18 protein-coding genes and 1 pseudogene are annotated in these 22,623 nt (G+C 56.0%); 15 read left to right on the top strand and 4 right to left on the bottom strand.

All coding sequences use genetic code 11. From position 1 onward, the window contains the following. Nucleotides 1–55 precede the first annotated feature (55 nt). From N879_RS15080 to N879_RS15090, 3 genes are read right to left on the bottom strand one after another with little or no spacing between them, the layout of a single operon-like run. Nucleotides 56–838 carry an aldolase gene (locus N879_RS15080; RefSeq protein WP_009463465.1) on the bottom strand — a complete coding sequence of 261 codons (783 nt, stop codon included), beginning with the start codon at nucleotides 836–838 and terminating at the stop codon, nucleotides 56–58. 30 nt (nucleotides 839–868) lie between these two features. Next, the gene (locus N879_RS15085) at nucleotides 869–1,480 is read right to left on the bottom strand and encodes a glutathione S-transferase family protein (protein ID WP_009463467.1); all 612 of its coding nucleotides are present in this window, start codon (nucleotides 1,478–1,480) and stop codon (nucleotides 869–871) included. Nucleotides 1,481–1,490: 10 nt separating this feature from the next. Next, nucleotides 1,491–2,462: a Bug family tripartite tricarboxylate transporter substrate binding protein gene (locus N879_RS15090; protein WP_021447216.1), complete on the bottom strand. Its 972-nt coding sequence runs from the start codon at nucleotides 2,460–2,462 to the stop codon at nucleotides 1,491–1,493. 359 nt (nucleotides 2,463–2,821) lie between these two features. Between N879_RS15090 and N879_RS15095 the strand changes: the two genes are divergently transcribed. From N879_RS15095 to N879_RS15165, 15 genes are all read left to right on the top strand, one after another. Further along, a complete protein-coding gene (locus N879_RS15095) occupies nucleotides 2,822–5,080 on the top strand; it encodes a FepA family TonB-dependent siderophore receptor (protein WP_021447218.1) in 2,259 nt (752 codons plus the stop codon). A 234-nt stretch (nucleotides 5,081–5,314) separates the two neighbouring features. Next, nucleotides 5,315–7,297, top strand: a complete 1,983-nt coding sequence (locus N879_RS15100; protein ID WP_009463473.1) for a ligand-gated channel protein — start codon at nucleotides 5,315–5,317, stop codon at nucleotides 7,295–7,297. 175 nt (nucleotides 7,298–7,472) lie between these two features. Beyond that, the gene (locus N879_RS15105) at nucleotides 7,473–8,561 is read left to right on the top strand and encodes a hypothetical protein (protein WP_009463475.1); all 1,089 of its coding nucleotides are present in this window, start codon (nucleotides 7,473–7,475) and stop codon (nucleotides 8,559–8,561) included. 69 nt (nucleotides 8,562–8,630) lie between these two features. Continuing rightward, nucleotides 8,631–9,665, top strand: coding sequence for a selenide, water dikinase SelD (selD, locus tag N879_RS15110; protein WP_009463477.1), 1,035 nt, complete (start codon nucleotides 8,631–8,633; stop codon nucleotides 9,663–9,665). Then, a complete protein-coding gene (gene mnmH, locus N879_RS15115; RefSeq protein ID WP_009463479.1) occupies nucleotides 9,665–10,759 on the top strand; it encodes a tRNA 2-selenouridine(34) synthase MnmH in 1,095 nt (364 codons plus the stop codon). The genes selD and mnmH overlap by 1 nt, the downstream gene beginning before the upstream one ends. A gap of 171 nt (nucleotides 10,760–10,930) precedes the next feature. After that, nucleotides 10,931–13,192: a NosR/NirI family protein gene (locus N879_RS15120; protein ID WP_009463481.1), complete on the top strand. Its 2,262-nt coding sequence runs from the start codon at nucleotides 10,931–10,933 to the stop codon at nucleotides 13,190–13,192. A 62-nt stretch (nucleotides 13,193–13,254) separates the two neighbouring features. Next, nucleotides 13,255–15,159, top strand: a complete 1,905-nt coding sequence (gene nosZ, locus N879_RS15125; RefSeq protein WP_021447219.1) for a TAT-dependent nitrous-oxide reductase — start codon at nucleotides 13,255–13,257, stop codon at nucleotides 15,157–15,159. Between the two features lie 7 nt (nucleotides 15,160–15,166). Further along, complete coding sequence (locus tag N879_RS15130) at nucleotides 15,167–16,507, top strand: nitrous oxide reductase family maturation protein NosD (protein ID WP_021447220.1); 1,341 nt, start codon at nucleotides 15,167–15,169, stop codon at nucleotides 16,505–16,507. Further along, nucleotides 16,491–17,402, top strand: coding sequence for an ABC transporter ATP-binding protein (locus N879_RS15135; protein WP_009463483.1), 912 nt, complete (start codon nucleotides 16,491–16,493; stop codon nucleotides 17,400–17,402). The genes N879_RS15130 and N879_RS15135 overlap by 17 nt, the downstream gene beginning before the upstream one ends. A gap of 3 nt (nucleotides 17,403–17,405) precedes the next feature. Then, on the top strand, nucleotides 17,406–18,236 hold the full coding sequence (locus N879_RS15140; RefSeq protein ID WP_009463485.1) for an ABC transporter permease: 831 nt from the start codon (nucleotides 17,406–17,408) through the stop codon (nucleotides 18,234–18,236). Further along, nucleotides 18,233–18,748, top strand: coding sequence for a nitrous oxide reductase accessory protein NosL (locus N879_RS15145; protein ID WP_009463487.1), 516 nt, complete (start codon nucleotides 18,233–18,235; stop codon nucleotides 18,746–18,748). Before N879_RS15140 ends, N879_RS15145 begins: the two co-directional genes overlap by 4 nt. A 32-nt stretch (nucleotides 18,749–18,780) precedes the next feature. Next, nucleotides 18,781–19,788, top strand: a complete 1,008-nt coding sequence (locus N879_RS15150; protein WP_009463489.1) for an FAD:protein FMN transferase — start codon at nucleotides 18,781–18,783, stop codon at nucleotides 19,786–19,788. 95 nt (nucleotides 19,789–19,883) lie between these two features. Beyond that, nucleotides 19,884–21,455, top strand: coding sequence for a glucose-6-phosphate isomerase (gene pgi, locus N879_RS15155; protein ID WP_031232937.1), 1,572 nt, complete (start codon nucleotides 19,884–19,886; stop codon nucleotides 21,453–21,455). Between the two features lie 117 nt (nucleotides 21,456–21,572). After that, on the top strand, nucleotides 21,573–21,884 hold the full coding sequence (locus N879_RS15160; RefSeq protein WP_009463493.1) for an antitoxin: 312 nt from the start codon (nucleotides 21,573–21,575) through the stop codon (nucleotides 21,882–21,884). Nucleotides 21,885–21,889: 5 nt separating this feature from the next. Continuing rightward, nucleotides 21,890–22,270 carry a PIN domain-containing protein gene (locus tag N879_RS15165; RefSeq protein ID WP_161808940.1) on the top strand — a complete coding sequence of 127 codons (381 nt, stop codon included), beginning with the start codon at nucleotides 21,890–21,892 and terminating at the stop codon, nucleotides 22,268–22,270. A 214-nt stretch (nucleotides 22,271–22,484) separates the two neighbouring features. Here the strand turns inward: N879_RS15165 and N879_RS20110 are convergent. After that, nucleotides 22,485–22,583, bottom strand: a pseudogene (locus N879_RS20110) (integrase core domain-containing protein); the annotation flags it as partial. Nucleotides 22,584–22,623 lie beyond the last annotated feature (40 nt).

Consider the following 22,623-nt stretch of genomic DNA (forward strand, 5'->3'; position numbering starts at 1 on the left):
AGGTGTAGCGCCCGAGGTCAGCCTCGGAGCGCATATAAAAAAGCGGCCTCTTATTCTACTCAAAAACATCCGTATGGCGTTTCAGCGCTTTGCGGGCATAGTATTCAAAGCCGATCTGGGAGCGGCGAGGTCTCAGAATCCAGTCATGTGCCTCCCGGCCCAGTTCCGGCGCAATAGGCTCGATCGTTCCGGCTGACATCGCCAACAATTGCATGCGCGCTGTGCGCTCAAATTGCAACGCCAATACGCAGGCTTCTTCTACTGAGGCCGCCGCCACCAACATTCCATGGTGCGATAAAAGAATAGCGCGCTTGTCACCCAAGGCCTCAGAAATGATCTGTCCCTCTTCATTGCCCACAGGGACACCCGGCCAATCTTTCAGGAACGCGCAGTCCTCATACAAGGGGCAGTTGTCCATATGGGATACGATCAAGGGCACCTCCAGCATGGACAGGGCGGCCACGTGCAAGGGATGTGTATGAATGATGCAGTTCACATCCGGCCGGGCACGATACACCCAGGAATGAAAACGGTTTGCTGGATTAGGCATCCCATATCCCTTCAAAACCGTTAAATCTTCATCTACCAGCAAGACGTTGGTCGACGTAATTTCATCAAACCCAAGCCCCAGCTGCTGCGTAAAATACGTGCCTTCCTGTTCGCCGCGTGCTGTGATCTGGCCAGCCAAACCAGAGTCATGGCCGCCATCAAAAAGAATACGGCAAGTCAGTGCGAGCTTCTCGGGAACACTGCGCTCAGGGATTTCGAAGAGGGCCTGCATCTGGCTTTGCGCCTGTTCAATCAGCACGGACTTGGACAAGCTCATGGTGTCACTCATAACAACTCCTTTTGTAAATTAATATCCTGCTCACAACAGCGGGACATAGCCCGCCAGGGCCTGCATACACTCGAGCCAATGTCGTACTGATGGATAGGGGCGCAGGTCGTACCCTCCCTGCTCTGCCATGCAGGTATAGGGAAACAAGGCCACATCGGCGATGCTGGGTCTGCCCCCAACGAAATAGCGATGCAACTGCAAATGCACCTCCATCTGGGCCAGAGCTTTATCGCCCTGTTCGCGCCACGCCAGCACCGCAGGATCATCCACCGTCATCGTCCCCCGCAACGCCACCCACAGTCTGGGCTGCGCAAGATTGGTCATATGCTGAGTCTGCTCAAAAGACAGCCACTGCAGCACTTGAGCCTGCGCAAGCGGGTCCGCGGGCAGAAAGTCTGTGCCCTGCGCCAGGTACCACAAAATAGCGGCCGACTCTGCCAGCCAGGGCCCTTCCCGGGTTCGCAATACCGGAACCTGTCCCCAGGGGTTGATTTGCCGGAACACCTCGGTATCCAGATCCCCCTCCACAATAGACAGGCTGCGCCGCTGTAGCGCTATACCCAAATAACCGCACAACAATCGTACCTTCCAGCCATTGCCGGTATGCACCGTGTCGATAAGCTCCAGAGCGGCGTGGTTCATTATCGTTACCTCACTCAAGGCTGATTTCTGCGGTCTGAACAATACGCTGCCACTTGCTGCGCTCAGCCGCGATGAAGCTTTGATACTCATCCTGGGTGCCGGTGAATACCTGGCTGCCCTGCTGCTCCAGATGGGTTTTGAACTCCGGGTTGGCCAGTGTCTTTTGCAATGCCGTCTCCAATACCGCAGTCACCACCTGTGGAGTGCCCGGCGGGGCCAACAGCACGTTCCAGGAACTGATGCGTAGCTCAGCAGCCCCCAGCTCTGCGCTGGAAGGCACGTCGGGAGCAGCTGGGGAGCGTTGGCTATCAGCCAGAACCAGGGCCTGAAGCTTGCCTGCCTTCACCTGCGGCATGATCACGGGAATGGCATCCATCACCATGTCGGCATGACGGCCCACAACGGCACTGACAGCCTCCCCTCCACTCTTGAAAGGGATATGTCGCACATCAAGTTTCTCGGTCAACTTGAAAAGCTCTACCCCCAAGTGCGGAGCACTCCCTATCCCTGCCGATCCGAAGTTAAGGAGCCCTGGCTCCTGACGGGCATGGGCAACCAGTTGGGCATAGTTCTCCGTACCCAAATCCGAACGAACCGCCAGAACATACGGAGACCCCGTCACCATGCCGATGGGCACAAAGGCCTGCGGGTCGTAGTTGATTTTGGAAAGAATCAGCGGGTTGACCACCTGTGTGCCTACTGTCCCCATGAACACGGTGTAACCGTCCGCTTTCGCATTTTGTGCAGCCTGAGCGGCGATCATGCCCCCGGCTCCTGCCTTGTTTTCAACAATGACAGTCTGGCCCAACTCCTTGCCCAACTGCTGGGCAAGGAGGCGCGCCACCAGATCGGTAATCCCCCCTGCACCAAAGGGCACGATCAAACGTACGGGCTGTGCCGGGAACGTTGTTGCCTGTACCGGACCCGCCATCATCGTCAAGGCCGCCCACCCGGCCATCATCAAACCAAGCGTCTTTTTCACTGGATGTCTCCTGAACTTTTTAAGTTTGAATTGTTCAGGACACATTCTCATCAAAAATGACCCATCGTGTCAAATAAAGAAATTATTGTCCTAAAAGTTTTATTTGCGGCGCTGAATGAATACATCAAGACGAACATCTACAAGGTTCAGACTATTTTTCTCCTCTGATTTTCATAGGAGAACTCAATAACTTTTCCTATAGAACAAATCCTGTCCAGATCATTTTCAATGCCCCTCTTCTCTGCCCGTGTTTCAAAAACCACACATTCGTCAGCTTTCTCGACAGGCGTCACATTTTTAAACACAATCCTGACTGCGAACAATTCTCATTCTGCTTATCGTTTATTAGGAAAGTGATTATGAACTTATTGGCGCCTCCGGCTCGCCGCCCGATCTTTGCATTGGGCCTGCTCGCCACGGCTTTGGCAGCCAGTTTCAGTGCTCAGGCACAAACTTCCAACGTCCGTGGTGGGGTCACCTCGCTGGAAGAAATTCGTGTCTTGCCTTCGGCAGAAGAAGCCGTCAAACAGGCTCCAGGCGTGTCCACGATTACTGCCGAGGATATTGAAAAACGCCCTCCCGCCAACGATCTGTCCGAACTGATCCGCACCATGCCCGGCGTGAACCTGACCGGTAACAGCCCGTCCGGTTCCTACGGCAATAGCCGCCAGATCGACTTGCGCGGCATGGGCCCTGAAAACACCTTGATCCTGATTGACGGCAAACCTGTCAGCTCGCGCGACTCCATTCGCATGGGGCGCGACGGTGAACGTAATACCCGTGGTGACAGCAACTGGGTGCCCGTCAACGCCATCGAACGCATTGAAGTGCTGCGTGGCCCGGCTGCTGCTCGCTATGGCTCCGGTGCTGCCGGTGGTGTCGTGAACATCATCACAAAAGCGCCTACCGATACTTTCTCCGGCTCGGTAACCGCCTACGGTCTGATTCCTGAGGACAGCGACTACGGCTCCACACGTCGTACCGGCTTTAACCTGTCCGGCCCCATTGCCGACAAGCTGTCTTTCCGCGTCTACGGCAATATCGCCAAGACAGATGCCGACAAACCCGCGTTGAACGCCAAGGCTTCCGGCATGGAGGTGAACGAGACCACCGTGCCACCCGCGGGCCGCGAGGGGGTACGCAATAAAGACGTTAACGGCTTGCTGCGCCTGGATATCAACCGGGACCACCGTCTGGAGCTGGAAGGCTCATTCAGCCGCCAAGGCAATATCTACTCAGGAGAGCGTCTGTTTAGCCGCAGCACGCAAACCATTGCATCACTTGCCGAAGATGGGGCTGAAACGAACATCATGTATCGTCGCGCCGGCTCGCTCAGCCACTATGGAGATTATGGCCAGGGCCGCCGCTCCCGCCTGACCTTTGCATATGAAGGCACGACCAACTCACGTTTGAATGAGGGCCTGGCCGGTGCCGTTGAGGGCAGCATCTCCAACCCCGGTGCTGGCTCGGTTTCCGAACTGCGTTCCCTGAACATCTCGGGCGAATACAACACACCCCTGCAGATCGCCAGCAAGCACGTCTTGATGACGGTCGGGTTCGAGCACCGCGATCAAAGCCTGGATGATGACTACGCCACTCGCTCTGGCCAAACCATCAACAAAAACACGGATTCCAAAAGCAAGGCCCGTACAACAGCCGCCTATGTGGAAGGCAATATCGAGCTGACCGACGCCTTGACCGTGACACCAGGAGTGCGGTTCGACCATCACAGCAAGTTCGGTGACAACTGGAGCCCCAGCCTGAACGCCTCCTACTTCATCACCGACAGCATCACCCTGAAAGGCGGTATCGCCCGCGCTTTCAAAGCACCTAACCTGTATCAGTCCAACCCCAACTACCTGTATCAGACACGCGGCAACGGTTGCCCGTACGACCCGGTAACTGGTCAACGCGTAAGCGGTCCTTGCTACATCTTCGGTAACGACAATCTGTCGCCCGAGCGCAGCATCAACAAGGAAATCGGTCTGGCTTACGACAATGCGGGCTGGGCAGCCGGTTTGACTTACTTCCAGAACGACTACAGCAACAAGATTGTGGCCGATATGGGCGACCAGACCATTCCGGATGCAGTAAACATTGGAGGCTCGCTGGTACGCCCATTCCAGTGGGTGAACTCCGGCAAGGCCGTGATCCGTGGTCTGGAAGGCAACCTGACTATCCCGATCCTGGGCGAGAACGGCGACACGCTGAGCCTGAGCAACAACCTGACTTACATGATCACCAACAAGTCCAAGGAAACCAATCAGCCTTTGACTGTCATCCCCCGCTACACCCTGAACAGTACGCTGGACTGGCGCGTCAACGACAAGCTGTCCTTGCTGGCTACCGCCACGCTGTATGGCAAACAAAAGCCACGCTCGCACAACCTGTCCAATAACTCGGAAGTGAAAGGTGATGGTCTGCGTGAACGTGGTTCATATGCCATCTTCGGTCTGAGCGGCGCTTACCAGGTCACCAAGTCCACCAACATCCGTCTTGGCGTGAACAACCTGTTCGACAAACGCTTGTACCGCGAAGACTCGGGTAGCGGCCAAGGTGCTAACACCTATAACGAACCTGGTCGCCAATACTACGCAACGTTGACTGCCAGCTTCTAATGCATCTTGCCGACCTCCGGGCTTGCTCCGAAGTCTGGAGGTCTGGCACGCAATAACGTCGCTTTTTCACAACCAATATAATAATTACTCTCATTTCTATTCGAGTTATAAGGTTTCACGCTTGAACCGATAATGAGAATCGGTATCATTATTTCCGCTGTAAGGAAAATACTGCCGCCAAGAGCAACGCAACCGCAGCACACGCTAAAAACAGACACAAATTGGAAGTCGTCAATGAAATCTCTATTTACCGTAAAGCGCTTGCCGCTCGTTCTGGCAGGCGCTTTTGCTGCTAGTGGTGCCGTTGCTCAAGAAAGCACACCCGTCCAACTCAGCCCAGTGGTTGTTACCGCCTCGGGCTTTGAGCAAGACATTAAAGAAGCTCCTGCGTCGATTACCGTCATTACCCGCGAAGACCTGGAAAACAAGTTCTACCGTGATGCCTACGACGCTCTGCAAGATGTGCCTGGCGTCATTGTGACTGGCGGTGGTGACCGTCGCGACATCACCATTCGCGGCATGAGCTCCAAATACACACTGATCCTGATCGACGGCAAACGCCAAAGCTCGACAGAAACCCGCACCAACTCGGACTCCTCCGGTGTGGAAGGCGGCTGGACCCCTCCCCTGTCCGAAATTGAACGTATCGAAGTGGTGCGCGGCCCCATGTCCTCGCTGTATGGCTCCGACGCCATGGGCGGTGTGATCAACATCATTACCCGCAAAGTGCCCAAGGAATGGGGCGGTTCCATTCGCCTGGATAGCACCTTGCAATCGCACAGCCGCTCGGGCGATATTTTCCAGGGCAATTTCATGCTGGGTGGCCCGATCAAGGATGGCGTGCTGGGCTTGCAAGTCTATGGACAACAAACCAATCGCAAAGAAGACGATATCTACAACGGTTATCGCAAGCGTGAGTCCTTTGAAGTCGGTGCCAAGCTGAGCCTGACCCCTTCGGAAAACCACAGCTTTGTGCTCGAAGGCAGCACAAAGCGTCAAAAATACAATTCCACCTTGGGCAAGACCGTTGAGCCAATTGCTCCCGGCACTGCTTGCGGACGCTCCGGTTGCCCTGCCAGTTCCGAGACAGATTACCGCGGTGAAAAGGTCTCTTTGACTCACAGTGGCAACTGGGGATTTGCAACCTCTGACACCTACGTGCAACAGGAAGACTTCAACAACAAGTCGCGTGACATGCGTATCAAAAATACCGATGCACGTACTGCATGGGTTGCCCCCCTGGGCGATCATCTGCTGACGCTGGGTGCCTCCTACCAGCATCAAAAACTGAACGACGAAACTGGTAACCAGCTCACAACTGGAATCAACCGTATCAAACGCACCCAATGGTCGCTATTCATGGAAGACGAGTGGAGCCTGACCAACAGCTTCGCCCTGACCGGCGGCCTGCGCTACGACCACGACGAGAACTTCGGCAAACACTTCAGTCCACGTATCTATGGCGTGTGGTCTGCCACAGACAACTGGACTATCAAAGGCGGTGTATCCACCGGCTTCCGTGCACCTGACCTGCGTCAAACCATCCCTGGTTGGGGCCAAGTCAGCCGTGGTGGCAATATGTACGGTAACCCTGACCTGAAGCCAGAAAAATCGCTGTCGCAAGAACTCGGCGTCATGTATGACAGTCTGGAGGGCTTCTCCGCTGGCGTGACTTTGTTTAATAACGACTTCAAGGACAAGATCACTCGCGTTGCATGTCCGGCCAGCAAATGTACCGACGGCCCTAACCAGTTTGGTTCCGACCCCACTACTTACGAGAACGTGGACAAGGCGGTAACCCGTGGTATTGAAACCAACTTCAGCTGGGATCTGGCTCAAGACTGGACCTTGAAGGCCAATTACACCTACACCCATTCCAAGCAAAAGAGCGGTCCTAACGAGGGTCAGCCTCTGAATCAAATGCCCAAGCACATGGCAAATGTCAGTCTGGATTGGCACCCTACAGAAAAAATCAACACATGGGCTCGCGTGAACTACCGTGGCAAAGAAAGTGAACCAGTCACCTCTGCCTCTTCCTCGACAACACGAGCTCCGTCCTACACCTTTGTAGATCTGGGTGGCACCTACAAACTGAACAAAAACGTAGACCTGTACGCGGGTATCTACAATATTTTGGATAAGCAAATCCGCTACGATGATTACGGCTACGTCGAAGATGGTCGTCGCTACTGGCTGGGTGTAGGTTTGCGTTTCTAAACACCTATAGTCCCTTCAAATGGCCGGCGCATCTAGAGCCGGCCATTTTTATTTCTCCACTGCATTCGTCCACCTCACCTGACCGATAAGCTCTTCCTTCAGCCATAACAGCGCTAGACTAAAGCCTGGTTAGCCAGCTTTCTGGCTACAGAATCACCTCATTCGGGAGCTGATCTTGTCGTCCACCGAGTCTGATCTCGCGATCTACGCCGGGCCTCGTGCTTATCGTCATATTCAAAGCAATGGTTTGCATGCCAAGGACATCAGCACACTGATTGGCAGCGCGGGTGGGCCCAAGGCTTTGGCGCTAACCGGGCTGGATCAGTATTTGTTTGGCGACTGGCTCAACACGCATGATGAGCCGCTATGGTTGTTTGGCAGCTCCATCGCTTCCTGGCGCTTTGCCTGTGCGGCCCAGAGCGATCCGCACAAAGCCTTTGCGGACTTTGCGCAGCTTTATATACACAGCCCCTTTCTTCCCAAATCCACGGTAGCTGACATTACCCGGTCTACCCAGACCATGCTGAAAACCTTGCTGGGGGACGCCGACTCACAGGCTGCGATCCTGAACCATCCACGCTATCGCTTCGCCATTACCGTGGCACGCAGCAAGGGCTGGGCGGGTTCCCGCAACCCCAAACAGCTTGGTGCAGCCCTGCTCAGCTGCATGGTCGGCAATTATGTGCACCCTGCTATCCCGCATTGGTTCTTCGAACGGGTTATTGTGCACGACACCCGCAGCCCCTTGCCCATTCACGGCAGACATCAAGACCTGGCTCGCTACGCCGCACTGGATCAGCACAATCTGTTCGAGACCCTGGCCGCCAGCACCGCTATTCCACTCGTGATTGACGGTGTGAATGCCGCCCATAACTGGCCTGCCGGTCTATACCGGGATGGAGGCCTAGTCGACTACAACTTCTGCGCTCTGGATCTGGATAGCCCAGGCTTGACCTTGTTTCCGCATTTCACTCAAAAGATCAGCGCCAGCTGGTTCGACAAATACCTGCCCCGTTGGCAAAAGGCTCGCCGCCGTCACAACCTGGACAATCTGATTTTGCTGTGCCCGACCGAACGTTTCTATCGGCGTCTAAAAGACCGCAAAATCCCCGATCGTTCCGACTACAAGCGTCTGCCCGACGCAGACCGGCGTATTGCCTGGCAAAACTCCGTCGAACAAAGCCAGCGACTGGGCGAGCAATTTGCACAGTGGGTGGCCGCCGACCAACTGGCCCAGCGTGTTCGACCTCTGCCCTTTCCGTAGCAAAAGCCTGCAGGGCATAGGGGCAATTTAGTATCATTTCATCTTCAACCTCTTTCTTGGTACGCGCTCATGGATACTCCCATTCGTCTGACCCAATACAGTCATGGAGCCGGTTGCGGCTGCAAGATTTCCCCCAAAGTATTGGACATAATCCTGGCGGGAAGCGGAGCCCAGAACGTGGACCCGAACCTGTGGGTAGGCAATACATCACGTGATGATGCGGCTGTGTACGGCTTGAATGAGGAAACAGGCGTCGTCTCGACCACCGATTTTTTCATGCCCATCGTGGACGATCCGTATGACTTTGGGCGCATTGCTGCGACCAACGCCATCAGCGATATCTACGCCATGGGTGGTAAACCGATCATGGCCATCGCCATTTTGGGCTGGCCCATCAATGTCCTGTCCCCTGAAGTCGCCCGCGAGGTCGTGCGTGGTGGGCGTGCGGCTTGCGATGCCGCTGGCATCACCCTGGCCGGTGGTCACTCCATTGATGCCCCCGAGCCTATTTTTGGTCTGGCTGTAACTGGCGTAGTTGATAAAGGCCAGTTAAAACGCAACGACACCGCAACCGAAGGCTGCCAGCTCTATCTGACCAAGCCTTTGGGTATTGGCGTGCTGACCACGGCCGAGAAAAAAGCCAAGCTTCGTCCTGAAGATCAAAACCTGGCCCGCGACTGGATGTGCACGCTCAACAAGCCCGGCAACCGCTTTGCACAACTGCCCGGTGTTAAAGCCATGACCGATGTGACTGGCTTTGGTCTGCTGGGACACCTGATCGAAATGGCTGATGGCAGCGGCCTGACCGCCCGTCTGAATCTGGATCGTGTGCCCCTGTTGCCCGGCATTGAATACTACCTGCAAGAAGGCTGTGTGCCCGGCGGCACGCAACGCAACTTCGACAGCTATGGCCATCGCATCGCTCCTATCAGCCAGGATCAGATCAACATTCTGTGCGACCCACAAACCAGCGGCGGTTTGCTGATCGCCGTAGAGCCTGCTGCCTCTGCCGAGTTTCTGGCAACAGCACAAGAACTGGGCCTGACCCTGGAAGCCATCGGGGAATTCATCCCCGCCAAAACCCACGCCGTCGAAATCGCTTGATGCGTCCTGATACCCACCACTACCGCGAGCTGTTCCTGAACGATGTGCCTTTGATGGACGCTCGCGCTCCCATCGAATTCAGTAAAGGCGCCTTTCCCGGCGCATTGAACCTGCCACTGATGAACGACGAGGAGCGTCACCTGGTGGGGATCTGCTACAAGCAACATGGCCAGGATGCCGCCATTGCCTTGGGTAACAAGCTGGTCAGTGGCCAGCTCAAGCAAGCTCGCCTGCAGGCCTGGGCACAATTTACGCAAGACCATCCCGACGGCTACCTGTATTGCTTTCGAGGTGGCCTGCGCAGCCAGATCACACAAACCTGGCTGCGCGAAGAGGCAGGCATTCCCTATCCCCGCGTAGTGGGCGGCTACAAGGCTATGCGTGGCTTTTTGCTGAATAATCTGGAACAAACCGTCAGCAGCGCCCGTTTTCAGGTTCTGGGCGGCATGACAGGCACGGGCAAAACCGATGTCCTGCAGCAGCTTGATAACAGTCTGGACCTGGAAGGCTACGCACATCATCGTGGTTCCAGCTTTGGCAAACACGCCACCAGCCAACCCAGCCAGATCGACTTCGAGCACAGGCTATCGATCGCCATGCTCAAAAAAACGGCCCAAGGGCACCAGCGCTTCGTCCTGGAAGATGAAAGCCAAACCATAGGCCGTTGCAGCCTGCCACTGGGCCTGTACCGAGGGATGCAGCAGTGGCCCATCATCTGGCTGGAAGATAGCCTGGAAAACCGCATTACGCGCATCGTGCGCGATTACGTCCAGAACCTGCACGCGGAATACACAGCCCAACACGAGCCACAAACAGGCTTTGCGCTCTTTGCCGAACAACTGCGTCAAAGCCTGGCCCGCATTACCAAGCGCCTGGGCCATCAACGCTACCAGCAGTTGGCCGCCATCATGGATGAGGCCTTGCAGGAGCAGGAGCGCAGCGGCGCGCTGGAGGGTCACCGGGAGTGGATCGGCGGTTTGCTGACGCAATACTACGACCCCATGTACGCCTATCAACGCGAACAAAAAGCGGAACGGATCATTTTTCAGGGTGATGCCGACGCGGTCCTGAATTATTTGCGTCAGCAAGGCTGACCCTCATCTAAAGCCCGGCCAGCAAAGCCTGCCACCATTCCTCACAGATCAAGGACAGACTGACGCCGACCCACATCCACTCTTGTCAGAATCTGTCCTTGCTCTGACACAAAGAGTAAACAAAGGGTAACCCCTACCATCTCGCAAGAATCTTGTTGCAGGTGGTAAGAAATGACGTCCCTCAATCGCGTTGCCCGGCATGTTCAGTTCCGTATTATCTGGCTCCTGCTTTTTGTACTGGCAGCCTGTCTGAGCAGTCCTCCGGCACACTCCAGTTCGCGCATTGCCCATTTCTTGCCGGACATTGCCCTTAACGAGATCTTTCCCACCGCCACCCACACCAGCGAGCCCGCGGGCACCTTACCTGTTGCCAAGGTCTTTAAGGATCAGGAACAGCTAGGATATGTGTATGTGACGACCGACATCGTTAACACCCGTGGTTACTCCAGCTTCCCCATCGACACCCTGGTCGCCATGAGCATGGATGGCAGCATCGTCGCTGCCAAGCTGCTGGAACACCATGAACCCATTGTCTTGATCGGCATCCCCGAATCGCGGGTAGAAGCCTTCATTCAGGGCTATGTGGGCCAGAATTACATCAAGAACCGTCCCAAACCCGGCGCACCACCACCTGTCGACATTATCAGTGGTGCCACCGTGACCTTGATGGTGGTCGGTGACAGCATCATGCGCTCTTCCCAACTGGTGGCCCGGCAAGAAGGCATAGGCCAGCCTGCCGCCCCCGCCACAGCACCGGCGGCAGTCAAACGCAGCATAGACAGCAGCAATCAAACCATTGCCAGCTGGGATGAGTTGCTCCAAAGCGGTGCCATCCAACGCCTGCACGTCAGCGTGGCCGACATCAACCAGGCTTTCATCGACAGTGGTCGCACGGAAGCCGCCGCCCATCCGCAGGAAGGCGACCCACAAGACACTTTTATTGATCTGTACGCCGCCCTGGTCAGCGTGCCCAGCATTGGAAAAAGCCTGCTGGGCGAATCTGACTACACGTACCTGCAACAAGAGCTGAAACCCGGTCAGCAAGCCATGCTGGTCGTCGGGAACGGGCTGTATTCCTTCAAAGGATCAGGCTATGTACGCGGCGGGATTTTTGACCGTATCGAGATCGTCCAGGATCTGGACAGCTTTCACTTCACCGATCTGGACCACCAGCGTCTGCCCGGCGTGAAAGCCGCCAATGCCCCTGACTTCAAAGAAGCCGCCCTGTTCAAGATTCCGGCTACCGCCACCTTTGATCCGGTCCAGCCCTGGCGGCTGCAACTGCTGGTTCAGCGCGTGCTGAGCGTCAAGGATAAAGCCTTTGTCACGCTGAACCTGAATTACCAGCTTCCTGATGCCTATTTGACAGCGCCCCCTTCAGCAGCAGTTGCAGCGGCCCCCGATACCGCAGAGCACCATGACCTGGACACCGCCGGCGAGCCTTTGTACAAGCAAATCTGGGCGGGCAAGAAAGTGCAGATTGCCGTGCTGCTGCTGTCCTTGCTGATCTTGGGTGGAGTCTTCTTCTTTCAGGACACGCTAACCAAGCACGAAGTGTTCTACCAGCGCTTTCGCATCGGCTTTCTGCTGTTCTCCCTGGTCTGGATTGGCTGGTACGCCTCGGCCCAGTTGTCCGTGGTGAACGTACTGACTTTCTCGCACGCACTGCGCACCGATTTCCGCTGGGAATACTTCCTGATGGATCCGCTGGTCTTCATTCTGTGGATCGCCACCGCCATCTCCCTGATCTTCTGGAACCGGGGTGCCTTCTGTGGCTGGCTCTGTCCCTTTGGGGCGCTGCAAGAGCTGGCCAACAAACTGGCCCGCTTCCTGCGCATTCCGCAAATCAAGGTAGCCTACAGCGCCCATAAGCGCCTGGTGTCCATCAAATACGTGATCTTCATTCTGCTGTTTGGCTTTGCCCTGTACGACATGGCCGTGGCGGAAAAGATGGCCGAAGTCGAACCCTTCAAGACCGCCATTATTCTGAAATTCATCCGCGACTGGCCCTTCACCATCTTTGCTGTCTTGCTGCTGATTGCCAGCCTGTTTATCGAGCGTTTTTACTGCCGCTACCTCTGTGCCCTGGGTGCTGCCCTGGCTATCCCCGCCCGCTTGCGCATCTTTGACTGGCTGCGTCGCTACCCCATGTGTGGCAACCCCTGTCAGCGCTGTGCAACCGACTGCCCCGTCCAAGCCATCGAGCCAGAAGGCCCGATCAACCCCAACGAGTGCATCCAGTGCCTGAACTGCCAGATGCTGTATCACCACGAGAAAAAATGCCCGCACCTGATTCAAAAGATCGCCAAGCGCAAGCGAGATAAACCGGCCCCCGTCGCCGTTGCCAGCTCGCTGCAAGACGATGCTGCTGCCCGCCCTACCGTGCGTCCACGCAGCGTAGACAGTACCGATTCCACGCCCGCCACGCCGTGAGACGGCTGGGCGCGCCCCAGCGCCAAGTCGGTCACGTCATCACACAAAAGGAAGATCACACCATGTCCGAGAACACACAGGATAAACACGGCTTGAGTCGCCGCGCCTTTCTGGGCACCGCCGCCTTGTCAGGTGCCGCAGTCGTCAGCGCCACCCATATTGGCAATGCTCTGGCCGATACGAAAAAAGCACCGGACGGGCAAAACGCCCACATTGAGCCGGGTGAACTGGACCAGTACTACGCCTTCAACTCCGGCGGTCAATCCGGCGAAATCCGCATCATGGGCCTGCCCTCCATGCGCGAGCTGATGCGCATCCCGATTTTCAACATTTGCAGCGCGACGGGCTGGGGCATTACCAACGAAAGTCGCCAGATCATGCGCGCCAACCTGACGCCTGAAACCCTGGCCTTTGCTGACTCCTTGGGCGGCATCCTGCCTAACGGCGATGCTCACCACCCCCATATGTCCTTTACCGACGGGACTTACGACGGGCGCTTCATCTACATCAACGACAAGGCCAATAACCGCGTGGCTCGCGTGCGTTGCGATGTCATGAAGTGCGACAAGATCATCGAGATCCCCAATGCCGACGGCATCCACGGCCTGCGCCCCCAACGTTACCCCCGCACCGGCTATGTGTTCTGCAACGGCGAACACATCGTTCCCCTGCCCAATAACGGCACCATCTTCGGCAACCCCAAAGAGAACTACTTCTCTGTCTTTACCGCCATTGATGGCGACACCATGGAAATTGCCTGGCAGGTGATCGTGGACGGCAACCTGGACAACTGCGACGCCGACTATCAGGGCAAGTACGCCTTCTCCACCTGCTACAACTCCGAAAAGGGGCTGGACGTCGGCGAGATGAGCGCCAACGAGCAGGACTGGGCCGTGGTGTTCAACCTGAAGGCCATTGAAGACGGCGTCAAGAAAGGCGACTTCAAAGAGATGCAGGGCGTCAAAGTTCTGGATGGCCGCAAAGGGTCGCGCTACACCCGCTACATTCCTGTGCCCAACTCCCCGCACGGTTGCAATGCCAGCCCCGATGGCATCCACGTGGTGTTTAACGGCAAGCTCTCGCCCACCGTCACCATGATTGACGTGCGCCGCCTGGACGACTTGTTCGCCGACAAAATCAAACCGCGCGACTGCGTAGTGGCAGAACCTCAACTGGGCCTGGGCCCACTGCACACGGCCTATGACGGCCGCGGCAACGCCTACACCACGCTGTTTATCGACAGCCAGATCGTGAAGTGGAACATGGCCAAAGCCATTGAGGCTTACCAGGGCAAGGACGTAGACCCCATCATCCAGAAACTGGACGTGCACTACCAGCCCGGCCACAACCACACCACCATGGGCGAGACCAAAGAGGCCGATGGTAAATGGCTGGTGTCGCTGAACAAGTTCTCCAAAGACCGTTTCCTGAACGTAGGCCCGCTCAAACCAGAAAACGATCAGCTGATCGACATTTCGGGCGACGTCATGAAGCTGGTTCACGATGGCCCAAGCTTTGCCGAACCACACGACATGCTGCTGGTTGCAGCTGACAAAGTACGACCCAAGCGCGTCTGGACTCGTGACGACCCATGGTGGGACGGCGCACGGAAAATGGCCGAGAAAGATGGCGTCACCCTGGAGGGTGCGTCCAAAGTCATTCGGGATGGCAACAAGGTGCGGGTCTACATGACCGCTGTGGCACCCGTGTTCTCCGTGCCCAGCTTCGAGGTCAACCAGGGCGATGAGGTCACCGTCGTCGTCACCAATATGGAGATGATCGAGGACTTGACCCACGGCTTTACCTTGTCCGGCTACGGCGTGGCCATGGAAATTGGACCGCAGCAAACCAGCTCGGTCACCTTCACGGCCTCTCGTCCCGGTGTGCATTGGTACTACTGCCAGTGGTTCTGCCACGCCTTGCACATGGAAATGTCCGGTCAGATGAATGTGAAACCCAAAGCCTGACGGTGACATGACGCCTTTCTGCCTGCTCCCCGCCCGTGCACGCTGCCTCAGCCCAACCCTGGTGCTGAGGCTGGCCCTCAAGCCGCTTACGGTCCTGGCCCTGGCGGCCAGTGGCCTGATGGCGCAAGCGGCCACCATTGAAGTGCCTGCCGATACATCGCTGCAAGCCGTTATCGATGCCGCCCTGCCCGGCGACATCCTGATGCTGGCTCCCGGCACGTATCAGGGCAATATCATCGTGAACAAGCCCTTGACGCTTCAAGGCCCCAACAATCGGCAAGCCGTATTGATGGGAGAACGTGAAGGCCGCACGGTGTGGGTGCAGGCGGAAGATGTGCAGATACGTCAGATTACCGTGCGTAATTCCGGCTTGAGCCTGCCCGACATGGATGCAGGCATATTCCTGGATAAACCCGCCCATAACGCCCTGATTGAAAACAACGACATCCTCGACAATCTGGTGGGGGTATATGTCTGGGGGCCCCACAACGCGCTGGTGCAACACAACACCATCGTAGGCAATAAAGAGCTGCGTCTGAATGAGCGCGGCAATGGCGTGACCGTCTGGAACTCCCCCGGCTCACGCATCTTGTACAACGATATTTCCTGGGGTCGCGACGGCATTTTTTCCAATACCAGCCGCGACAATGTTTTCAGCCACAACCGCTTTACCCAGCTGCGCTATGCGGTGCACTACATGTACACCAATAACAGCGAAGTCAGCAGCAATGTATCCATAGGCAATGACATTGCCTATGCCTTGATGTTTTCGCAGTTCCTGACAGTACGTGAAAACATCAGCATCAACAGCACGCATCAAGGCTTGATGCTCAACGCCGCCCAACAATCGACCATTACCGACAATATCGTGGACGGTGCCGAAAAAGGCGTCTTTCTCTACAACGCCAACTTCAACAAGATCTCCGGCAACCTGATTCAGAACACCCAGATCGGGGTGCACTACACCGCCGGCTCCGAAGGCAATGAGATCACGAAAAACGCCTTCATCCAGAACCAGAATCAGGTGAAGTATGTGGGTACCCGCTACCTGGAGTGGTCCAGCAAGGACCGGGGCAATTACTGGAGCGATCACAGCGCCTTTGACCTGAACGGTGACGGCATTGGCGACACCGCTTATCGCCCCAATGGCCTGATTGAACAACTGGTGTGGCGAGCCCCTTCGGCCCGCGTGCTCTTGAACAGCCCCGCCGTTTCCATTGTGCGCTGGGCGCAAACCCAATTTCCCGCCATTTTGCCCGGCGGCATCATCGATAGCGCACCGCTGATGCGTGCGCCCGACAATCCCGTCTGGGAGCGCTACAAGGCCAATCATGACTCCATCCAATAACTGCACGGCCCCTGTCGCGCTGGCCAATGTCAGCAAGCTGTATGGCCAGCAGCGTGCCGCCAACGCGGTGAACTTCGAGCTTTACCCTGGTCAATGCACGGTACTGGCTGGCCACAATGGCGCAGGCAAAAGTACTGTCATCAAACTGATTCTGGGCCTGATCCGCGCCGACGAAGGCAAGGTCATGTTGCTGGACCATGACGCCGGTTCGCCCCAGGCTGCCCGCCTGCGCGCCCACATCGGCTATTTGCCCGAAACGGTCGCCCTGCACCCGGCACTGACAGGCACGGAAACGCTGGCCTTTTATGCTCGATTAAAAGGGCTGCCACTTAAAGACAACCAAGCCTTGCTGGCACGTGTCGGCATTGCACAAGCGGCTCACAAGCGCGTGGGCACCTATTCCAAAGGCATGCGCCAACGCTTGGCACTGGCTCAAACCCTGTTGGGCAAACCTCGTGTGCTGTTACTGGATGAGCCCACCACTGGACTGGACCCGGCCTCCCGTCTGCTGTTCTACGAGATCGTCCAAGAACTGCGCGATGCCGGGGCCACCATCCTGCTCAGTACCCACGCTCTGGCGGAGATGGAACGTCTGGCGGACCGCATCATCGTGATGCAGCAAGGGCGCAAGATTGCCGATGGCACCTTATCCGAACTGCGACAAAACGCTGGCTTGCCGGTACGTATTCGCCTGACCGTAGAGCAAATCCCCGACTCTGTTCCACAGCACTGGAATGTCATCGGTGCCAATCGCCTGGAACGTCATTGCACCGAAGCCGAAAAAATCCAGATTCTGCGCGAAGCGCACGCCATTTCAGGATTAACCGACCTGGAGCTGGAATCCCCCGGTCTGGACGAGTTGTATGCGCACTTTTTGAAGCGCGAGGATTACTAAGCCATGAACCCTGTCCTGATCATCATTCAAAAGGAAGTGCGCGACGGATTGCGCAATCGTTGGGTACTGGCCGTCACCCTCTTGCTGGCCGCACTGGCTTTGTCTTTGGGTTTTCTGGGCAGCGCCCCCACCGGCAGCGTCAAGGTAGATCCTTTGACAGTCACGGTTGTCAGCCTGTCCAGCCTGTCTATTTTTTTGATCCCGCTAATAGCCATGCTGCTGTCCTACGACGCCATTGTGGGTGAAATAGAGCGCGGCACCATGTCCTTGCTGCTCAGTTACCCCGTCCATCGCTGGCAAGTTCTGGTTGGTAAATTCCTGGGCCATGCCCTGATCCTGAGCTTATCTACCGTGGTGGGCTACGGTTTGGCAGGCGTTACCTTGCAAGTGGCACATGGCGGCCTGGACTTCAGCGTCTGGACGCCCTTTCTGGCCATGATGGGTGCCAGCGTTCTGCTCGGCGCCAGCTTCCTGTCCATGGGCTATTTCATCAGCACCCTGGTCAGAGAGCGTGCCACTGCGGCCGGACTGGCCATCGGTATCTGGCTGTTTTTCGTGGTGATTTATGACATGGCTCTGCTGGGTATTCTGGTCGCTGACCAAGGTGCCATGATCACCGCTTCCTGGCTGAACATCATCCTGCTGTTCAACCCCACCGACGTGTACCGCCTGCTGAATCTGACCGGCTACGAGAATGTCGCCATGTTTGCTGGTATGGCCGGTTTAAGCGAACAGGCTCGTCTGCCCGCCAGTGTGTTGATGAGCGTTCTGCTGCTGTGGATCGCCGTGCCTTTTGGTCTGGCAAGCCTGGTATTCAAAAGAAAAGCACTATGAAAAAACTGCGCACTTTTCTGTTGCTGTGCCTGGGTCTGATACTGGCTGCCTGCGGCCAACCGGAACAGGTGCAAGCCCCGCCGCCTCCCGTCGTCCAGATCCCGCAAACGGCTGTAGGCCACTACTGCGGCATGTACCTGTTCGAGCATCAAGGCCCCAAAGGGCAAATCCTTCTGCGCGAACGCGAAGCGCCGCTCTGGTTCACCACCATACGCGAGGTCTTTGCCTACACCATGCTGCCTGAAGAATCCAAGGCCATTGCCGCCACCTATGTGCAAGACATGGCCCAACGCAATCAGGACGGCCAGTTCCCCGACCAAGCCTGGATACCGGCACAAGATGCCTGGTATCTGATCTACAGCCGCTACACCGGTGGCATGGGCACCATCGATGCCCTGCCCTTTAGCCAGGAGCAGGCCGCCAAGGACTTCCAGCAGCAGCATGGCGGCCAAGTGGTTCGCTTTGCCGAGATGCCGGAGAACTACATCTTTGGTGCGGTCGCGCTGCCTTGAAACGCTTATCTTCCTGATCCCAGGTATTTGCCATGACTTCTACTCCTGTTTCCCGCCGTCGTTTTATCGGTATCGTGGCCGCGACCAGCGCCCTGACTTGCGTGCCCTGGGCCGTCAAAGCGATGCAAGCAGCCACTACCCCGCTCAGCTCCTGGCAAGGGGTGGCTTTAGGTGCGGACGCACAACTGCATATCCACCATCCCGACCCGGTTTTCGCACAAACCCTGATCGATCAGGCCCTGTCCGAAGTGCGACGGCTGGAGCGAATATTCAGTCTGTATGAACAAGACAGCGCCTTGCGCCGCCTGAATCGCGATGGCTATCTGAAGCAAGCCCCCGGCGATCTGACGCGGCTGCTGCTGGAATCACAGCGCCTGAGTGAATTAACGAACGGGGCCTTTGATCCAACCGTGCAGGTACTCTGGGAGCTGTGTAGCCAGGCAGCCCAACGCAGCGCTAAAACGTCCATTCCTGATGCTGCCGAGATCAAGCAGGCGCTGAAACAAGTCGGGTACCAAGCCATCCACATTCAGGACGACACGATCCAGCTACAGCATCCCGGTATGGCCCTGACCCTGAACGGGATTGCCCAAGGCTACATCACCGATCGCATTACCGAACAGCTGAAACAAGCTGGGCTGGAGCACGCCCTAGTCGACATGGGAGAAATACGCAGTCTAGGCGTGGCTCCGGGCAACCGCCCCTGGCGTGTCGGTCTGGCAGGCGATCCCAGCCACACCACCAGCCTGCTGAATCTAAATGTCCATAACCAGGCCATCAGTACGTCATCAGGCGCAGGAACTGTGCTTAGTCGGGACGGTTCAATTACCCATTTGTTCAATCCCGCTAATGGTCAGGCTCGGCCTTTGTATCGCAGTGTCTCTGTCGTGGCTGGAAACGCCACGATAGCCGACGCTCTGTCCACAGCCTTCTCCTGGATGTCGCCACAAGAGATTACGCGGGTGCTAGCTAGCGATCCCAGTTTGCAAGCATGGGTGCTGCCTTATGGTGAACACAATCTGATCCCAATACATTCATAAGGGCAAAGACAGAATCAGTTACGGACCAGTCTGCTCAAGTGTGTCTAAAGACTCGTACAATGGCGCCCTAGTCTACTGTATGTTGAGCACTCCCTATGTCCACCAGTTCCCACTCTCTGCCTCTTGCGTCTCCCCTGACAGGCCTACCAGAATGGACTCGCTTCTGTGAGGCAGCACTAAGTGCCGATCGATATACGCTGGATTTGCATTGCTTGAAAACAGCTGGGCTGCAAGTAGACCTCAGTGGCCAACGTCACTCACTTGAATTACAGCAGGCAGGTGAAGCGCTGTTGATGGCACGTAATTTTGACGAATCACGTAAACAGCTGCTAGAGGGGGGCCTAGTCAACCGCACAGAACAACGTGCTGCCTGGCATAGCGCTCTGCGTGCCCCTGCCCCCATCGCTGATGTCGCGAAAGAGCGCGAACGGATGAACCACTTTGTACGTGTCGCCGACTCCGAACGCCGCTGGCGCAACATCATTCATATCGGTATTGGTGGCAGCGACTGGGGCGTACGCCTGTCCCTGGCGGCCTTTGGTTATCGCCACAGCTGGCGCAATGTACGCTTCCTGGCCAATATCGACGGCCATGCGCTGGAGCATGCCTTGTCGGGTATGGACCCTCACGACACCCTGATCGTGATCGCCTCCAAATCCTTCACCACAACCGAAACCCTGAAGAACGGCCAGCGCGCCCTGGAATGGCTGCAAGCCGCTGGCGTTGCGAATCCCTACGAGCAAATCGTTGCCGTCACCGCCCGCCCTGAAACCGCCTCACATTGGGGGGTTCCACAAAAAAACACCTTCCAGTTCTGGGATTGGGTAGGAGGTCGTTTCTCCCTGTGGTCGGCAGTCAGCCTAACCACTGCCTTAGCAGTTAGCAGTGACGTGGTGGCCGGGATGTTGTCAGGCGCTGCAGCCATGGACCAGCATTTTCAGGAGGCTCCTGTTGCATCTAACGTACCTGTGCAGATGGCACTGGCAGGCGTAGTCAACCGTAGTGTGCTGGGTTATGGCTCACTGAACATTTCCCCCTACGACTTCCGCCTGGACAATCTGGTGCCCTACATTCAGCAACTGGATATGGAGTCGCTGGGCAAGTCCGTCACCACCAGCGGTGAACCGGTTGGAATCGCTACCGGCGCAGCTGTCTGGGGATTGGCTGGAACAGATGCACAACATACCTTCTATCAATGGCTACACCAGGGCAGCGATGGCGCTCCTGTGGATTTTATTGTGTGCCAGCAGGCGGATCACAATCAGGCAGAGCACCATAACCTGCTGTTGGCGAACTGCCTGGCACAGCGCGAAGCTCTGATGCGCGGCAAGACCTACGAACAGGCCTTGGCCGAATGCGAACAGCAAGGTCTGGACGAGCAGGCTGCCGAACTGGCGCACCATCGCGTGCACTCGGGCGGACGCCCTAACACCCTGATTGTGTTACCTCGCCTGAACCCCTTCTCGCTAGGCGCCTTGCTGGCCTTGTACGAGCACAAGATTTTTGTGCAGGCCTTGATCTGGGGGATCAATCCCTTCGATCAATGGGGGGTGGAATACGGGAAAGTATTGGCGAACGGGATTTTGCAGGAACTGTCGGGAGAGAAAGAAATCTCTGCTGAGCATGATGCGTCTACTCGGCATTGGATAGAGACTTTCAAGAACTAAAGTCATCCTCTGAGCTTCATCCAACTAATTTCTTTTTATATCAAAGTCATACGGTTCCATTTTTCTCGCTAGTCTTTGTGTGTATACTATTCGTATATACAGGATATGGAGGCAACTATGCGTACAAACATAAAACTACCCGCCAAGAAAGCTCACCCTACCAGCAAGACAACAAGCGTATTCATGAGCGGAAATAGTCAGGCTGTGCGTTTACCAGAAGGTTTTCGCTTCGAGGGGAAAAGAGTCTTCATACGACGAGATCAAGAGTCTGGCGATGTCATTCTGTCCTCAAAACCAAGAGGCTGGGATCACTTCCTTAATGTTGCCGCTAATACTGACCCTGCTGAATTCGAAGGCTTCCTGGAAGACCTGAACAGAGACAAAGAGCCGGTTCCCGAAAAAGATCACTTTGCAGGGTGGGAAGAATGATCTACATGCTAGATACCAATGCAGTTTCGAACGCTGCCATGAACAGGGGCAAGGTAAGAGAAACCATGCTGGGACACAGTCCCAGCAATATTTTTGTCTCTAATATTGTGCTTGCTGAACTAATGTATGGGTTTGCCAAAAAGTCCAGACCTACCTTGCAAGCAACAGCAGAAGCCCTGCTAAGCACGATGACTGTGCTGGATTGGGATGACTCCGTTTCTGATGTTTATCCAGCTTTCCGTGTAGGAATAGAAGCCAAAGGTCGCTCACTGTCCTATATGGACATGCTGATTGCAGCCCATGCCCATTCAATAGGAGCCATCTTGGTGTCGAGCGATGCGGGAATGCATAACGCCCTGGCGGACAATGTTGTTGACTGGTACTAAACCTGGCAATAAACATTAAAACAGCAAAAGAAAAAGCGTCTACTTAACCATCACGCGGTAATCCCCCTATTTTTAACGGTTGTTAAAAGTAGAGGCTAAGCGGCCAAGGCCATTTTTTAATTGATGTAATGCCGCCCAAAGCCACATTTGAGTGTTCACGATTGTAAGACTACATCTATTGCGTCGCTACGCGATGGACCTAATCTGCCCAGTGGTATTGGGATAACCACTCGTAGCGTACCGTTCGGTTGAAACGCTCAATGTCGACACTGTGCTGTGGCTTGCCCAGCTGGACATATTCAAGTTTGATGCCCTAGGTGGCACCCCACTCGATGATCACTGCCAAGCTGGAT

Origin of the sequence: Alcaligenes sp. EGD-AK7 (assembly GCF_000465875.3) — a bacterium.
Lineage (GTDB): Bacteria > Pseudomonadota > Gammaproteobacteria > Burkholderiales > Burkholderiaceae_B > Alcaligenes > Alcaligenes phenolicus.

Coding starts and splice junctions, on each gene's coding strand:
- N879_RS15120 (WP_009463481.1), top strand. CDS start 10,931: ATGACGTCCCTCAATCGCGTTGCCCGGCATGTTCAGTTCCGTATTATC.
- mnmH (WP_009463479.1), top strand. CDS start 9,665: ATGCGTCCTGATACCCACCACTACCGCGAGCTGTTCCTGAACGATGTG.
- nosZ (WP_021447219.1), top strand. CDS start 13,255: ATGTCCGAGAACACACAGGATAAACACGGCTTGAGTCGCCGCGCCTTT.
- N879_RS15140 (WP_009463485.1), top strand. CDS start 17,406: ATGAACCCTGTCCTGATCATCATTCAAAAGGAAGTGCGCGACGGATTG.
- N879_RS15095 (WP_021447218.1), top strand. CDS start 2,822: ATGAACTTATTGGCGCCTCCGGCTCGCCGCCCGATCTTTGCATTGGGC.
- pgi (WP_031232937.1), top strand. CDS start 19,884: ATGTCCACCAGTTCCCACTCTCTGCCTCTTGCGTCTCCCCTGACAGGC.
- N879_RS15080 (WP_009463465.1), bottom strand. CDS start 838: ATGAGTGACACCATGAGCTTGTCCAAGTCCGTGCTGATTGAACAGGCG.
- selD (WP_009463477.1), top strand. CDS start 8,631: ATGGATACTCCCATTCGTCTGACCCAATACAGTCATGGAGCCGGTTGC.
- N879_RS15165 (WP_161808940.1), top strand. CDS start 21,890: ATGCTAGATACCAATGCAGTTTCGAACGCTGCCATGAACAGGGGCAAG.
- N879_RS15160 (WP_009463493.1), top strand. CDS start 21,573: ATGCGTACAAACATAAAACTACCCGCCAAGAAAGCTCACCCTACCAGC.
- N879_RS15130 (WP_021447220.1), top strand. CDS start 15,167: ATGACGCCTTTCTGCCTGCTCCCCGCCCGTGCACGCTGCCTCAGCCCA.
- N879_RS15100 (WP_009463473.1), top strand. CDS start 5,315: ATGAAATCTCTATTTACCGTAAAGCGCTTGCCGCTCGTTCTGGCAGGC.
- N879_RS15150 (WP_009463489.1), top strand. CDS start 18,781: ATGACTTCTACTCCTGTTTCCCGCCGTCGTTTTATCGGTATCGTGGCC.
- N879_RS15085 (WP_009463467.1), bottom strand. CDS start 1,480: ATGAACCACGCCGCTCTGGAGCTTATCGACACGGTGCATACCGGCAAT.
- N879_RS15135 (WP_009463483.1), top strand. CDS start 16,491: ATGACTCCATCCAATAACTGCACGGCCCCTGTCGCGCTGGCCAATGTC.
- N879_RS15145 (WP_009463487.1), top strand. CDS start 18,233: ATGAAAAAACTGCGCACTTTTCTGTTGCTGTGCCTGGGTCTGATACTG.